Source organism: Aquificaceae bacterium, assembly GCA_037722135.1.
In the GTDB taxonomy this organism is placed as follows: Bacteria; Aquificota; Aquificia; order Aquificales; family Aquificaceae; genus Pampinifervens; species Pampinifervens sericum.
The window spans coordinates 1-14,713 of record JBBKAW010000006.1 but is presented as its reverse complement, the minus strand read 5'-3'; the positions used below and the strand labels follow the sequence as shown (position 1 = coordinate 14,713).

Genomic DNA, 14,713 nt, shown 5'->3' with positions numbered 1-14,713 from the left:
TTGCCTGCGAAACCTCGTCCTGTGGAATATTTTTCTATAGGATGAGGAACTATGGCAATTGGATTGCTTAACGAACTCATTTATAACGCCAACAAAAGCATAGCCAAGCCATTGCAAGATAGGGATAGGTGCTTTGATGAGTTTAGAGAGATGCATATGCTCCTCTACAAGGTCTTGTGTCTTTGCTTTTTACTGTATGGCACGATGAGCCTAAGGGTTGAGGACTGTTATAGCTTTTTGGTTCTTTGCCTGCAGGCAACATAACCACGCTAAGGATTGAAAACTATAAACCGGAAAGGCTTAAAGAAGGGGTTAACCCCAATTTAATCGTATACACTCTTAGCTCCATAGGCTCAATACAGAACTAAAATCTCCTAACGGGAAGGTCTTTGAGTTTCTTGTAGTTTCCGTCTTTCAGAAGTCTTAACAGCAAGAGGGCGGTCATATATGCATCCTCAAGGGCGTTGTGTTGGGTTGATATGGGAAGTTTAAAGATTTTTAGAAGTTCTTCAAGGGTTGGCACTTTACCCTTGTGTTCCACCAAGTCAAGCAGGTCAAGGGCGTAGGCTTTTAGAGAAAATCCACATTCCTCTTTTATAAGCTTTTTGAGCATGGATATGTCAATTTGAAGAAAGTATCCCGCAAGTATACACCCCCTTGCGTATTCTAAAAACTCCATGCATATCTCCTTTCTCTCTCTTGCACTGCGTAAATCCTCTGGAGTTATACCATGCACTTTTATTGATTCGTTATATTCCCTTGTAGGCTTTAGAAGGGCATAGAAATTTTTGCTTAGGTCTATTCTGAGGTTTTCTATCTTTACCGCACCAATACTTAAAGCTTCGTCCTTTTTAAGGTCAAGCCCAGTAGTTTCTGTATCAAAGACTACAAAGCACAGGTCCTCAATTTTTGTCTCTTTGTTTACCTCCCAGCTAAGCTCTTCCCTGCTCCCTAAGAGTTTATCTATGAGAGCCCTTATCATTCAAAATACCTCAAGTTGTATCTTTCATATAGAAACTCTTGAAACTCTTTTATTATCCTGAATACATCCTTAAGCGTTCCCTTTTCTGCCTTTGATAGTTGGTCAGGGTTTATGTAGTTGTCTGGCTCTTTGCCTTCTTTTATCTTTTGTGCCTGAAACTTGAACCTTATACCAAGGAGAAATCTGTAGGCTTCCTTTAAGTCTTTTGCATATTCTGGTGTTAAAACTCCGTTTTTACTTAACTCCTCTATACGCTCAAAGGTGTTCTGTTGAGATATACCCTTTTCAAGTGCTAAGGCTCGCACACCCTGAGTTATGGGGAATATGCCACCCTTTTTAATGTCTATCTCGCCCTTATGCTCTCCACTTCTTTCTACTACAAAGTCTCTAAAAAATCCAAGAGGTGGCTTAAACCTTACTGCATCTACCGCAAGGAAGGGAATAAAGCCCGGGTTTTTCTCTATGCTATTTTTCACGTGCTCCCAGAGCTTCTGCACCAAAGTCTGATCTCCAAACACATTTCTAAAGTCAAAGAAGATAGCCACGTTAAGTATGTTTTCTGGCTTTGGCTTTTCAATCCACTCTGACACTACCCTTTCCCATTCTCCTGCGGACCTTCTCCAGAAGGGGTTTGATATCATCACGTTGCCAGGACACGGCGGAAAGCCTATCTGAAGAAGAACCTCTATGTAGACTTTTGAAAACCTTTCAAAATATGCCCTTGGCTCAAAGTCAAGAAGAGGATAGTCTTGATATATAAGTGCGTTGTCTTGGTCTGTTTTTAGGCTTTGCTCCTTCCTGCCCTCGCTTCCTAAGACCATTATGCTAAAGGGAACGAGGGGTTCTTCTCCAAGCCTATTCAAGGCTATGTAAACTGCCCTTTTCATAAAGCGGTCGTTTATCTCTGATATGTATTCTCCAAGTTTTTCTGGGTCTGTGCCATGAAAGACCAAATCCAACACCTGCTCCCTTACGAGTCCGTAAAGGTATCTTAGCTCCTGCACTGTCTTTGCCTTGTCTATTTCCTTTATAAGTAGAACCGCATTCTTACTCTCGTAGGCTATGATATCTCTGTCCTCAAGCAAGCCTATGGGTGTGCTGTTTTTGAGAACGAGTATCTTCCTTATGCCATGCCTTGCCATAAGCACCATGGCTTCGTAAAGGGTTTTATTGCTTTCTATAGAAACTACTGGAAAGGTGGCAACATCTTTCAGTTTTACTTCCTCTGGCTTTAGCCCTTTGGCTAATACCCTTTTTAGCACATCCCTCTCGGTTAGTATTCCCAGACCCTCTTGAAGTCTTACAAGAACATAGGTGCTATCCTTTGCCACCATTTCTCTTATAGCTTCCTCAACTGTCTTAGAGCCATCAAGGGTAAGTGGTGGTCTTAGATTTAGGTCTTCAAGAAGAACTTCCATATGTTTTTCTACAGTGGAGGTATGCTGTTTTTTTGAGGCAACCAATCTTCTTGCCAGTTTCTGAGTAAAATAGTCTCTAAAGCCTTCGTGCTCTCCCATTAGGGAGCTAAAAATCTTTCTGTTAAGTAAAAAAACCACACTATCTTCTACAGCCTTTGCGGTTGAAGTTGGTGGGTTTTTGCTCATCAAAGACACATATCCAAAGCACTCACCTTCATGGAGGTATTCCACTGGCTCTCCTTCTCTCTCAAGCAGAACACTGCCACTTCTAAGTATGTATAGAAACTCTAAAGGTTTTGAGCCTTCTTTAAATATTACCTCACCTTTTTTGTAGCATTCCACCAATAGGTTATAGGCTATAGCTCTTCTCTGCTTTTCACTGAGAAGGTTAAAGGGTTCAATCTCCGAGAGAAACCTTTCTGCGTCTAACATTAGAGTAACTTTATGACCGCATATCTAAGTAGTAAAAGGGTTATGACTATGGCAAGGGTATGACAACAGGGAAGAAACTTCCTGTAGAGCCTATATGCGGGTTCTGTAGGCATATAAAGCATGTTGTAGAAGAAGTTTCTTCTATCTGTTGTGAAAAAGGAGAGGGCGGCTCGCCCAAGGACGAGCCACATATAAAAGGCAAGGGTGTAATTGAGGAATTGCTCCATCATTCCTGAGCTCCAGCCTTTACTGCACCCTTTGGATAGCGTATGCTGTCCACAAAGTCTTGAATGTGCTTGGGTGGGGGTGGTGTAAGCCTTGAGACCACAAGGGCAACCAGGAAGTTAAGAGGCATGCCGAATATACCGGATGCTATGGGTTTTATGCCGAAAAGCTCTATGCCTTTGAACCTGCTAAGGTATAGGTATATGATGGTTACGCTAAGACCTACAATGATACCCGCTATAGCTCCTTGCTTGTTCATTCTTTTGTCCCATATGCCAAGCACAAGAGCTGGGAAGAGAGAAGCTGCGGCAAGAGAGAAAGCCCAGGCAACGAGTTCAACGATTATAGCAAGCCTGAAGCTGGCAACATAGGCGCCTATAAGAGCAACCACAAGCAGTAGGGCTTTTCCTATCTTAACCCTTGTAGAAGGTGAAAGGTTAGGGTTTATCATCTTGTAATAAAGGTCGTGAGATATGGCGTTAGAGATGGTAATAAGTAGTCCGTCCGCAGTGGAAAGTGCTGCAGCGAGACCTCCCGCTGCCACAAAGCCAGCTATAACATAAGGAAGACCAGCTATCTCTGGAGTAGCAAGCACTATCATATCTGGATGTATGGATATCTCTGCAAACTGCACTATACCATCTCCGTTTAGGTCCTCTATGGTTATTAGGTTTACCTTTGCCCACTTTTGGACCCAGTCAGGAAGTTCACTAAAGGCTTTGCCTACCAAGTTTAGCATCTCATACCTTCCAAAGGCTGCGTAAGCTGGTGCGGTTATGTATAGAAGAAGTATGAAGAAGAGAGCCCATCCTGCAGAGGTTCTTGCTTCCCTTACCGTTGGTGTGGTGTAAAACCTCATTATAACGTGTGGAAGTCCTGCGGTTCCGAGCATAAGTATAAGCGTGAGTGCAAGAAAGTTTACCATGTCCTTTGCATCAGAGGGAGGAGTTATGTAGGATTTTGGAGGTTTAGAAGCCTCAGTTGCCTTTTTCATGGCATTAGTCCACTTTTCCTTGGCTTCCTCGGGAGACTTAGGATACTCTTTTAGCTGTTTTTCTATCTCCGCCCTTTGGGGGTCGTCCGCAGGCAGAGCCCTTAGCTTTTCCTCAAGCTCCCTTCTGCCTTGCTCCCAGCTATGAGGCAGTGCCTCTATCTTTGCCTTTAGCTCTTCTGCCTTCTTTTTCCATATCTCTCTAACTTCCTGCTCCTTTGGGTCTTCCCTTAGCTGTGCAAATTTTTGCTCTATACCCTGAAGAGCAAAGCCATAGGATATTTGAGATATGGGATTGCCTGTGTATTTATAAGAGAGCACGGTCACTGGTATTAGATAGGCTATTATTAGCACTATATACTGAGCGACCTGCGTCCATGTAACCGCCTTCATACCACCGAGAAAGGAGCAGACCAGAATACCTACAAGACCCACAAAGACGCCCACTTCAAAGGGAAGACCCAAGAGCCTGCTGGCGATTATTCCAACACCAGTTATCTGTGCAACAAGGTAGGTAAAGGACACTATAAGAGTTGCCACTATACCTACAAACCTCGGAAACTTGCCACCATACCGAGCATCCAAGAAGTCTGGAATGGTGTATGCACCAAACTTTCTCAGATAGGGTGCTATAAGGACACCCAAAAGCACGTATCCTCCAGTCCATCCCATAATGAAGGCAAGACCGTTATAACCCTGAAGTGCGAGAGCTCCAGCCATTCCTATAAAAGAGGCTGCGGACATCCAGTCCGCTGCAGTTGCCATTCCATTAAAAACCGCAGGCACTCTTCTTCCTGCCACATAGTATTCCGCAACTTGACCCGTTCTTGAAATAATACCTATGGCAGCATATACCGCTATAGTTCCGAAAAGGAAAACATAGCCTATAAAGGTGGGAGAAAGTCCAAAGAACTTTTCACCAATGTAAAGAAGAATAAGAAGCAATATAAGACCACCAGTGTAGATGGCGTATACCTTTCTTAGCCTTTCTATAAAATTCCTATCCACCATATTAATCCTCCTCTACTCCGTATTTTTTATCTACACTGTCCATTTTCTTTGCATAAAAGATGATAAGAATAAGGAAAACTATCAAAGCACCCTGAGCCCCCATGTAATAACCAAGAGGGAAACCAAATATAACTATTTTGTTGAGCCAGCCCGATATAAGAGCTGTACCGTAGGAGACAAGAGCCCAGATTAGGAGAACCAGAATCATAAGGTTTCGGTTCTCCCGCCAATAGCTTTCCAGCTGTTCTTTTGGCAGCATGGTTTTACCTCCTTTCAAAAGTTTGTGATTTATTTTACAGGTTTTTTGTTTCGTGTCAAGAGTGTATTAACTTTAGCATATATTTATGCCTGTATTTCAAAACTATGTGATAAAAATCGTATGTTTTTGACTGTATTGCTAAGGATTTTAAACTATAAACACCTATTTTTAACGCTTGCATTTACACAAGGACATTGCTGGGTTATACTTTTTAAATAAACCCACATAGGAGGTTTAACATGGAAGTAAGGGAAGAGGTTCACCTCAAGGTGGAAGAAAAGTATAGTCCTCCAGCCCACATAGTGGAGAGGGCATGGGTCAAGGACTACGACAGTTTATACCAAGAGTCCATCAAGGACAGGGAAGCCTTCTGGGCGAAGGTGGCAGAGGAGCTACACTGGTTTAAAAAGTGGGACAAGGTGCTTGAGTGGAACTACCCCTACGCCAAATGGTTTGTAAACGGCAAAACCAACATAACCTACAACTGCCTTGACAGGCACGTGCAGGCGGGAAGAAGAAACAAGGTTGCTTACATCTTTGTGGACGAGGATGGAAGGGAAAAGAAGATAACCTACGGCGAGCTCTTGGAGCTTGTAAACCGTATAGCCAATGGTCTTAAGTCCCTTGGTGTTAAGAAGGGAGATAGGGTCTCCATATACATGCCTAATACCATAGAAGCTATAGCTTGTATGCTTGCGTGTGCCAGAATTGGTGCAATACATAGCGTGGTTTTTGCAGGTTTTAGCGAAGGGGCTCTCAGACTCAGAATTGAAGATGCAAAGGCAAAGGTGGTGCTAACCGCCAGCTATACGAAAAGAAGAGGCAAAAAGATTGACCTCTTTGCCACAGTGCAAAGGGCTATAGATGGTCTTGGCTTTGTGGAAAAGGTGGTGGTCTGGGACAGGGACGGTGATGTGTTAAATGGCTCTGGAGGACTTTTTGTGAGCTTTGATGAGCTTGTTAAAAACAGCTCTCCAAACTGTGAACCCGTGGAAATGGACGCAGAAGACCCTCTCTTTATACTCTACACTTCTGGAACCACAGGCAAACCCAAGGGTGTGCTCCATACCACCGGTGGCTACATGGTGGGCACATACTTTACTACAAAGATAACCTTTGACCTTCATGAAGATGACATTTACTGGTGCACTGCGGACATAGGATGGATAACTGGACACAGCTACATAGTCTATGGACCCCTTGCCAACGGAGTTACTTCTCTGATAACAGAGGGTGCACCAGATTACCCTGACCCCGGAAGATGGTGGAGCTATGTGGAAAAATATAGGGTAAATGTTTTCTACACCGCACCTACTGCCATAAGGATGTTTATGAGGTATGGAGAGCAGTGGCCTGCCAAGTATGACCTTTCTTCTCTGAGAATACTGGGTTCTGTGGGTGAACCCATAAACCCCGAAGCTTGGCATTGGTATTACAAGCACATAGGCAGGGAAAACTGTGCCATAGTAGACACTTGGTGGCAAACAGAAACAGGTATGCATATGATAACTACTATTCCTGCATACCCTGCTAAGCCCGGAAAGGCAGGAAAACCCTACTTTGGCATAGAGGTGGCAGTTGTAGACAGTCAAGGCAAAGAACTTCCACCAAACACGGTTGGAAACCTCGTTATAAAAACCCCATGGCCCTCCATGCTTAGAACCTGCTGGGGTGAGCCAGATAGGTATGAAAAGTATTGGAATACCATCCAAGGATACTATTTTGCAGGAGACCTTGCCTCTTACGACGAAGAGGGCTACATAATGATACTTGGAAGAGCGGACGATGTGCTCAATGTGGCAGGACACAGGATAGGAACTATGGAAGTGGAAAGTGCAATAGTTGACCATCCAGCGGTGGCAGAAGCAGCGGTTATAGGAAAACCTCACGAGATAAAAGGTGAGTCCATAAAGGCTTTTGTAATTCTAAAGAAGGGCGTTGAACCAACAGACCACCTTAAGGAAGAGATAAAACAGCATGTGAGACAAATCTTGGGTGCTATAGCAGTTCCAGACGAGATAGAGTTTGTGGAAAAACTTCCCAAGACAAGAAGCGGAAAGATAATGAGAAGGGTGCTAAAGGCTCAGGAGCTTGGGCTTCCCGTGGGAGATGTTTCAACCTTGGAAGATTGAAGCCTTTGGGGGCTTTGCCCCCCTTTACTTGCTTCCTCCATAACGCATTTTCCGTTAAAGATAGACCCTCTTTCTATGTGAAGCACCTCCGTGGTTATGTCTCCCTTTACCACGCCACCTTGCAGGTTTACCTCCTTGGCTTTTATGTTGCCCTCAACCTTGCCGTAAATAATAACATGCTCCAAATCCAAATTACCTAAAATTTCCCCACCCTTCCCTACTATCAGGGTCGCTTTGCCTTTCACATCCCCTAAAATCCTGCCATCTATCCTCACCATTATACCATCTGCAAGTTTTAGGTTACCCTCAAACTCTAAACCATGGGCTATGTAGGTTTCCACCTTTTCCGGAATTCGAACTTGGTTTTCTTGTTTCTTCATACTTTGGTTCTCTTGTTTCCATATACCAAACATACTTCACCTCCAAGTCAAGAATTTTATAGGATCTATAGGCCTGTTATTTATTATAATTTCGTAATGAAGATGAGGTCCAGTAGATCTTCCTGTAGAGCCTACCCTACCTATTATCTGGCCCGCACTTACGCGTTGACCAACACGAACCTCAATCTGAGACAGATGTGCGTATAGGGTAGAATAACCGCTGGCATGCTTCACTATTACGGTTTTTCCGTAATTACCATAAGTGCCCGCAAACACCACAATACCGTCCGCAGTAACTCTGACTGGTGTGCCTTGTGGTGCTTCTATGTCTATACCTGCATGAAACTCATATCCACTGCCGAAGGGGTTTTTACGAAGTCCGTAGGTGGAGGTTATCCTTCCAAGAACTGGATAGCCAATAGGGAGGGATCGAAGGCTACTGTAAGTTTCCTCCGCAAGGCGGTTCAGAGTTTCAAGATCGCCCATCTCCGCAACTTTGAAGACACTGCCACCTCCCACTGCACCAGTTGACCTTACCTTCACCCCTCTTTCCGAAAGATACCTTTGTATATCCAAGAGCTTTCTACTTAGTTCGTTTACCTTGTTCCTTTCCGCCTCTATCTTTCGCTTTTCCTCTTCAAGTTTTTTCCACTCCTCTTTTAGGCTTGCAGTCATTTGTACAAGTTGCTCTTCAAGTCTTTTCCGCTCATTCTCTAAGTCTGCAATCCTTTGCAAAAGTTTTTCCTGTTGAGCCAAAAGTTCCCACTTTTCCGCAAGACTCCAAAGAGCCCACGCCTTGAAACCAATAATGGTCAAAAGTACAAGAAAAGGTATAGTAGCCAAAATCTTTATAAAAGATTTTTTCAAGGTAAAGCTCATAGGTTCCCTATAATCATGCCATATAATCGTTATCGTAATTCTATCTTCCATCTTGAGCCTCCAAGCGTCTTTTCAAAATTATAACCCTTACAAAAATCATATTGAACAAAATCGCTATATGCCTATCTTAATAAGACACGCAACCAACCAAAAGGAGGTTCGTTATGCTAAGAGCGGAATGGATAGAGGGTAGGAAAAAATACAAAAACAAAACACAGATGCACCTTGCCCGCCAGGGCATCATAACAGAAGAGATGCGCTATGTTGCCAAGAGGGAAGGCTTACATCCTGAGTTTGTCCGTCAAGAGGTTGCACGCGGGAGGATGATAATACCTGCCAACATAAACCACCTGCACCTTGAACCTATGTGTATAGGTATAAACTCAAGGGTAAAGGTTAACGCCAACATAGGAAACTCTGGCTTGGCTTCTGACATACCCACAGAGGTAGAGAAGGCAAAAGTAGCCATAAAGTATGGGGCGGACACCATAATGGACCTATCCACTGGCGAAGCCATAAAGGAAACAAGGGAAGCCATCATTAGCGTAAGCACCGTTCCTGTTGGCACAGTTCCCATATACGAAGCTTTCAAGAGAGCCAAAGGCAATGTGAAAAACATGACTGTAGACCTTATTCTTGACGTGATAGAGGAGCAGGCTCAACAGGGTGTGTCTTATATGACCATTCATGCGGGCGTGCTAAGGGAGTTCTTACCCATGGTTCAACACAGGGTTATGGGTATTGTTTCTCGCGGTGGTGCCATAATGGCACAGTGGATGATAGAACACGGAAAACAAAACCCACTATACGAGCATTTTGACAAGATATGTGAGATATTCAAAAAATACGACGTGAGCTTTTCCCTTGGGGATGGTCTAAGACCCGGAGCTATAGCGGATGCGTCAGATGAAGCACAGCTTGCAGAGCTCAAAGTCCTCGGTGAGCTTACAGAGAGGGCTTGGAGACACGACGTGCAGGTAATGGTGGAAGGACCAGGACACGTGCCTATGGACCAGATAGAGTTTAACATAAAATTACAGCAAAAGGTGTGCCACGAAGCACCCTTCTATGTGCTTGGACCGCTTGTGATAGATATCGCGCCGGGTTATGACCACATAGCCTCTGCCATAGGTGCAGCGATGGCAGGTTGGTATGGTGCGGCAATGCTTTGCTACGTGACTCCAAAGGAACACCTTGGTCTTCCAAACATTGAAGACGTAAAGCAGGGAGTTATAGCCTATAAGATCGCTGCACACGCTGCAGATGTGGCTAAGAACTGGCCTGGTGCAAGGGAGTGGGACCTTGAGATGTCAAAGGCTCGCTTTGCCTTTGATTGGAACAGGCAGTTTGAACTTGCCCTTGACCCAGAGACCGCAAGGGCATACCATGACGAAACACTACCACAGGAAGGCTACAAGACCGCCAAATTCTGCTCCATGTGCGGTCCTGAGTTTTGTGCCTATAAGATATCTCAAAATGTCTCTTCCAAGATGGAAGAGGTCCTTCATCTTGAAAACTGGATAGCTCCATAATACCTTTTGGGGGCTTTGCCCCCTTCTTAACCAAATCTTAACCAAACCTTAAAGAAATCTTAACTTTTCCACCCTATCCTTATTCTCATGAAGCTCGCAATAGTGGAACTGCATGATGTAAGCCCTTACTATAGGGTGGAGTTTTTGAGTGCTCTTGAGCTTTTAGAGGAGGTGGGATTGGATAGATTTTCCCTCTTGGTGGTGCCTTACTTCTGGGAATATGCACCGCTGGGAGGGGATGGGAACTTTTTGAACCTCATAAAAAACCTCGGAGCGGAGTTAGTATTGCACGGTTATACACACAAAGGCAAAAGAAGGCTTCAAGACCTGCTTTGGACGGACGGGGAGGGAGAGTTTGGAGGGCTTGACCTAACTGAAACCTATGAGAGGGTTCGCTCAGGCTTGGAGCTTATGGAATACCTTGGTCTGAAAACCACCTTCTTTGTGCCACCCGCATGGATAGGAAATCCCTACCTTGAGGATGTGCTTTACTCTCTTGGTTTTGAAGGCATAGCCTACAGGTGGTATATAAAAGACTTAGGCAATGAAAAAAGCATAAGCTCTCCCGTTCTTAGCTTTAGCAGTAGAAATCTTCTGTCTTGGCTTAGCCTAAAGGCTCTTCCCAGCATGGAAAGGCTCTACAAGGACCATCAAGTTCTCAGGCTTGCACTTCATATGACAGACTTTAGAGACGAGAGAAAGGTCAGGCTTTGGAAAGAAATACTAAGCAATATAGAAAAGGAAAGGAGGTTAATAAGCTATGGGGAATTACTTAGCAAAAGCGGACTTGCACCTTCATTCAAAGGCTTCCAACCTACCGGGAGGTTGGTTCAGTAAGCTGGTGGGATGTCCAGAGAGCCTCACAGAGCCTATGGAAATATACAAAAGGCTCAAAGAAAGGGGTATGAGCTTTATAACCATTACAGACCACAACACCATAGATGGAGTCCTTGAGCTGGCACATCTTCCTGAGGTCTTTATAAGCTGTGAGTATACGGTGGAGATTCCCGAAGAGAAGGGAAAGGTTCATGTGCTCGTATACGGCATCACGGAAGCTCAACATCAAGACCTTTTAAGGCTAAGAAACAACATCTACGATTTTGTCAAATACCTAAAGTCTCATAGAATAGCCCACTCCCTTGCCCATCCTCTATATTCTGTTCAAGGAACTAAGATAACCCGTAGCCTTTTAGAAAAGTTGGTCTTGCTCTTTGACAACTGGGAGGTGATAAACGGGACAAGGGGAGACGGTGTCAGATATGTGGAAGAGTCCATAGCCCGTGCCTACGATGGATGGGATAAGATACATGCCCTTGCGGAAAGATACAGAATAGAGCCTCAGAGGATAAGGGATAGGATAACCTTTACCGCAGGTTCAGATGACCACGGTGGAATGGACGTGGGAAGGACTTGGACTGCAGTTGAGGGTGCTATAAGCAAAGAGGACTTTTTAAAGGGTATATGGGAAGGAAGAACACATGTGGATACAGAAGAGCTGGGAGACAAAAGGCTTCTAAACATGGTATGCAGGGTGGGTTATGACTTTCTAAAGAGCAAAAACCATATACCCTCTGAAGTTAGACCCATAACCGACTATGTCTTTATGCACTCGGACAACCCAGTGGTAGGTATGCTTTTGAGGAACTTTCTTGGTATAAAGTCCGAAAGGTCAGAGCTATTGAGGGAAATAGCAAAAAAACTGCCCTCTTTTACTTTGGAAAGGTTTTTGAAAAGCCCCTCACCGCAAACCCTTGGGGAGCTGTGCCTGTCCCTCATGGCTCATGGCTTCCCCGCCTTTTTAAAATACGCCCAAAAAAGGGAAGAGGAAAAGATAAAGGTTCTTGGAAAAGAGTTTGGCATACTAAATGGAAGGTCTCCAAAGGTTGCTTATCTTACAGACACCTACCACCATATAAACGGCGTTGCAAGAAGTGCTAAGCTCATAAGACAGATAGCCCTTGAGGAAGACCTACCCTTTACAATAATAGTTTCTAACTCACAGGTGAAGGAAGAGGAAAAGCTCATAAACTTAGAGCCTATTGTGGAGATACCCACACCCTTTTACGAAGAGTTAAAAATGGGTCTTCCAAACCTGATAGAGCTTATGGACCTTCTTGAGAGGGAAGGCTTTACTCAAGTTCACATAGCCACGCCAGGACCTCTTGGACTTATGGGATTTCTTGTGGGTAAGATTCTACGTCTTAGGATTACCTTTGCCTTCCACACAGACATACCCACATACGCAAGGACATATACGGGAGACCCCGAGGTGGAAAGCCTTCTATGGAAAGCCTTTGTCTTCCTTGGTAATATCTCAGATAGGTTTTTTGTCCCATCAGAACACTACAAAAAGCTCTTTGTAAGCAAGGGGCTACAATACAGTAAGATAAGCACCTTCAAACGTGGTGTGGATACAGAGCTCTTCTCTCCTTACAAAAGAAGCGAGGACTTCTGGTCTAAAAGGCTCGGAGTTAAAAAGCACCAAAGGGTTATCCTGTATGTGGGTAGGGTTTCCAAAGAAAAGGGTTTGGATACTTTCCTTTACACTGCTAAATGCTTCCCCGAAGACATCTTTGTGATAGTGGGAGATGGACCCTATAGGAAAGAGATAGAGAACAAAAAACCAAAGAACGTGCACCTTGTGGGTTATATGGTGGGAGAGGAGCTGGCTACCGCTTACGCAAGCTCTGACGTGTTTTTATTCCCCTCTGAAACAGAGACCTATGGACAAGTGGTTTTAGAGGCTATGGCGAGCGGTCTTCCTGTAGTGGTAAGCTCAAAGGGTGCATCTCACGAGCATGTTCAAGAGGGTGTAAATGGCTTTATAGCCACAAAGCCCGAAGACTTTGTAGAAAAGCTCTCCCTTCTTCTATCCAATGAAAGCCTAAGGAGAAGCATGTCTCAAGAAGCTCTATACTACGCAAGAAGCCTTGATATGAGAAAAACCTACATAGACTACATGTTAGCCATAGCTGGTCTTGGGAGGCTTGTCCATGAAACTTGTTGACATAACCCCATACTTTCATAGCAGAAGCGGAGGCATAAGGAGATACCTTCTTGAAAAAAGCAAGTATATGCAGAAAAAGGGTATAGAGCATGTGCTTATAATACCTGGAAAGGAAAGAAGAACATATCATATTAACTCCACAAAGGTATACGAGCTTCCCTCCTTTCCTCTGCCTTTAACAGGTGGTTATAGGTTCTTCTCCTCCTTTGCGGAGATAAGGGAAATACTGAAAATAGAAGAGCCCCACGTGGTAGAGCTGGGTGGCACCTATCAACCCATAAATCATTTAAAGTCTGACAACTATTTACTGAGCGTCTTTTACCATTCTGACATAAGGACGGACCTCTCGCTTTTGCCCGCTCCAGAAAAGCTCAAAAAGGTCCTTTTGGAACACATCATAAGAAAAAAGCTCTCAAAGGCAGACCTTATAATAACCCCATCAAGGATGCAAGAGGAGTTTTTAAGGACTTATGGTCTTGAAAACATAATCACTGTAAACCTCGGAGTGGATACGGAGGTCTTTAACCCCTCTAAAAGAGACCCATACTTTGAAAAAGCCCTTGGCATAGACTCTGGTAGATTTAAACTGATATACGCTGGTAGGCTCTCGCCAGAGAAAAACATAGACCTTCTCTTAGAAGTCTTTCAACACCTTGACCCTACCCTTTTCCATCTTGTAGTGGTAGGAGACGGTCCTCTAAGGAAAAGAGTAGAAAGGCTCTCTCAGAAACTTCCTAACCTCACCTATCTTGGATACCTCCAAAGAGAAGAGGATTTGGCAAAGGTTTATGCAAGCTGTGATATCTTTGTGAGCACCTCTACAGGAGAGACCTACGGGCTTGCCTTTCTTGAAGCTCAGGCTTGTGGTTGTCTGCTGGTTGCCTATGATATGGGTCTTGAAACACAACCTTTTAAGGAGTTTTTGGTAAAAGAGCTCACTTTGGAAGCCTTCTACCATGCCATAGTCCGTGCCTGCAACGAGGTGAGTCTGGTTAACAAAGAAAAGGTCAGCTCCTTTGTGCTTAGTAATTTCTCTTGGAATGCTACTTTTGAAAAACTTCTTGATGTTTACCAAGGAGTTCTTGTTTAATAAGTTTTGCCTTGTAGACGCACTCATTCAAGAAATTGAGAGGGAGAAAAACTGCTACAGAATGTTTGTGGAAAGGCATCCACTTATAGTGCTTGGAATACTCACATTAAACATGCCTTACCTCCTTAAAGATTACTTTTTAAGGTATGGAGTTAAAAACATACTGCAAACCGCAAAAGAAATCAAGCCCACCTTCCAGCCAAGCAGTGCGGTGCTAAAGGCGAGCTTTACCACCGGATGTTTGAGGAGAGGCTGAAGATAGAAGTTTAAATCATCACCTTCTAATCTTTGATAGCTTCTTTTATGTTTGAGGTTTTCTATAAGATAATGGGCAAAGCTACCCTCTTTGAACCTAATGAGAAGCGTCCTTGTATT

At 44.0% G+C, this 14,713-nt stretch carries 14 protein-coding genes; 6 read left to right on the top strand and 8 right to left on the bottom strand.

Translation table 11 applies throughout. The features are described from left to right. Positions 1-51: 51 nt before the first annotated feature. Entirely contained in the window at positions 52-264 is a 213-nt protein-coding gene (locus WKI49_00490) for a hypothetical protein (GenBank protein MEJ7620976.1), read from the top strand. Positions 265-364: 100 nt separating this feature from the next. Here the strand turns inward: WKI49_00490 and WKI49_00485 are convergent, their stop codons facing one another. From WKI49_00485 to WKI49_00465, 5 genes are read right to left on the bottom strand one after another with little or no spacing between them, the layout of a single operon-like run. Next, positions 365-982, bottom strand: coding sequence for a 3'-5' exonuclease (locus WKI49_00485; protein MEJ7620975.1), 618 nt, complete (start codon positions 980-982; stop codon positions 365-367). Beyond that, a complete protein-coding gene (locus tag WKI49_00480) occupies positions 979-2,832 on the bottom strand; it encodes a putative nucleotidyltransferase substrate binding domain-containing protein (protein MEJ7620974.1) in 1,854 nt (617 codons plus the stop codon). The genes WKI49_00485 and WKI49_00480 overlap by 4 nt, the downstream gene beginning before the upstream one ends. Further along, a complete protein-coding gene (locus tag WKI49_00475; protein MEJ7620973.1) occupies positions 2,832-3,062 on the bottom strand; it encodes a YggT family protein in 231 nt (76 codons plus the stop codon). The genes WKI49_00480 and WKI49_00475 overlap by 1 nt, the downstream gene beginning before the upstream one ends. Further along, positions 3,059-5,059, bottom strand: a complete 2,001-nt coding sequence (locus tag WKI49_00470) for a sodium:solute symporter family protein (protein ID MEJ7620972.1) — start codon at positions 5,057-5,059, stop codon at positions 3,059-3,061. Before WKI49_00470 ends, WKI49_00475 begins: the two co-directional genes overlap by 4 nt. Before the next feature lies 1 nt (position 5,060). Continuing rightward, positions 5,061-5,318: a DUF4212 domain-containing protein gene (locus tag WKI49_00465; protein MEJ7620971.1), complete on the bottom strand. Its 258-nt coding sequence runs from the start codon at positions 5,316-5,318 to the stop codon at positions 5,061-5,063. Between the two features lie 239 nt (positions 5,319-5,557). On the opposite strand from WKI49_00465, the gene acs reads away from it, so the two are divergent. Continuing rightward, a complete protein-coding gene (gene acs, locus WKI49_00460; protein MEJ7620970.1) occupies positions 5,558-7,450 on the top strand; it encodes an acetate--CoA ligase in 1,893 nt (630 codons plus the stop codon). Here the strand turns inward: acs and WKI49_00455 are convergent. Next, positions 7,402-7,863, bottom strand: a complete 462-nt coding sequence (locus tag WKI49_00455; GenBank protein ID MEJ7620969.1) for a polymer-forming cytoskeletal protein — start codon at positions 7,861-7,863, stop codon at positions 7,402-7,404. The genes acs and WKI49_00455 overlap by 49 nt on opposite strands. 3 nt (positions 7,864-7,866) lie before the next feature. After that, on the bottom strand, positions 7,867-8,760 hold the full coding sequence (locus WKI49_00450; protein MEJ7620968.1) for a M23 family metallopeptidase: 894 nt from the start codon (positions 8,758-8,760) through the stop codon (positions 7,867-7,869). A 113-nt stretch (positions 8,761-8,873) separates the two neighbouring features. On the opposite strand from WKI49_00450, the gene thiC reads away from it, so the two are divergent. The 4 genes from thiC to WKI49_00430 all read left to right on the top strand — a co-directional run bounded on the left by thiC (position 8,874) and on the right by WKI49_00430 (position 14,338). Then, the gene (gene thiC, locus WKI49_00445) at positions 8,874-10,241 is read left to right on the top strand and encodes a phosphomethylpyrimidine synthase ThiC (protein ID MEJ7620967.1); all 1,368 of its coding nucleotides are present in this window, start codon (positions 8,874-8,876) and stop codon (positions 10,239-10,241) included. A gap of 87 nt (positions 10,242-10,328) precedes the next feature. Further along, positions 10,329-11,078, top strand: coding sequence for a polysaccharide deacetylase family protein (locus tag WKI49_00440; GenBank protein ID MEJ7620966.1), 750 nt, complete (start codon positions 10,329-10,331; stop codon positions 11,076-11,078). Then, a complete protein-coding gene (locus WKI49_00435; protein ID MEJ7620965.1) occupies positions 11,002-13,248 on the top strand; it encodes a glycosyltransferase in 2,247 nt (748 codons plus the stop codon). The genes WKI49_00440 and WKI49_00435 overlap by 77 nt, the downstream gene beginning before the upstream one ends. Beyond that, positions 13,235-14,338 carry a glycosyltransferase gene (locus tag WKI49_00430; GenBank protein ID MEJ7620964.1) on the top strand — a complete coding sequence of 368 codons (1,104 nt, stop codon included), beginning with the start codon at positions 13,235-13,237 and terminating at the stop codon, positions 14,336-14,338. The genes WKI49_00435 and WKI49_00430 overlap by 14 nt, the downstream gene beginning before the upstream one ends. 132 nt (positions 14,339-14,470) lie before the next feature. On the opposite strand, the gene WKI49_00425 is transcribed toward WKI49_00430, so the two are convergent. After that, positions 14,471-14,713: hypothetical protein (locus WKI49_00425; GenBank protein ID MEJ7620963.1), on the bottom strand; the 243-nt coding region annotated here is incomplete at its 5' end.

Bases quoted from the DNA above. Each gene is read 5' to 3' on its own strand.
- acs (MEJ7620970.1), top strand. From the start codon at position 5,558: ATGGAAGTAAGGGAAGAGGTTCACCTCAAGGTGGAAGAAAAGTATAGT.
- WKI49_00485 (MEJ7620975.1), bottom strand. From the start codon at position 982: ATGATAAGGGCTCTCATAGATAAACTCTTAGGGAGCAGGGAAGAGCTT.
- WKI49_00480 (MEJ7620974.1), bottom strand. From the start codon at position 2,832: ATGTTAGACGCAGAAAGGTTTCTCTCGGAGATTGAACCCTTTAACCTT.
- WKI49_00455 (MEJ7620969.1), bottom strand. From the start codon at position 7,863: ATGTTTGGTATATGGAAACAAGAGAACCAAAGTATGAAGAAACAAGAA.
- WKI49_00450 (MEJ7620968.1), bottom strand. From the start codon at position 8,760: ATGGAAGATAGAATTACGATAACGATTATATGGCATGATTATAGGGAA.
- thiC (MEJ7620967.1), top strand. From the start codon at position 8,874: ATGCTAAGAGCGGAATGGATAGAGGGTAGGAAAAAATACAAAAACAAA.
- WKI49_00465 (MEJ7620971.1), bottom strand. From the start codon at position 5,318: ATGCTGCCAAAAGAACAGCTGGAAAGCTATTGGCGGGAGAACCGAAAC.
- WKI49_00490 (MEJ7620976.1), top strand. From the start codon at position 52: ATGGCAATTGGATTGCTTAACGAACTCATTTATAACGCCAACAAAAGC.
- WKI49_00470 (MEJ7620972.1), bottom strand. From the start codon at position 5,059: ATGGTGGATAGGAATTTTATAGAAAGGCTAAGAAAGGTATACGCCATC.
- WKI49_00430 (MEJ7620964.1), top strand. From the start codon at position 13,235: ATGAAACTTGTTGACATAACCCCATACTTTCATAGCAGAAGCGGAGGC.
- WKI49_00475 (MEJ7620973.1), bottom strand. From the start codon at position 3,062: ATGATGGAGCAATTCCTCAATTACACCCTTGCCTTTTATATGTGGCTC.
- WKI49_00440 (MEJ7620966.1), top strand. From the start codon at position 10,329: ATGAAGCTCGCAATAGTGGAACTGCATGATGTAAGCCCTTACTATAGG.
- WKI49_00435 (MEJ7620965.1), top strand. From the start codon at position 11,002: ATGGGGAATTACTTAGCAAAAGCGGACTTGCACCTTCATTCAAAGGCT.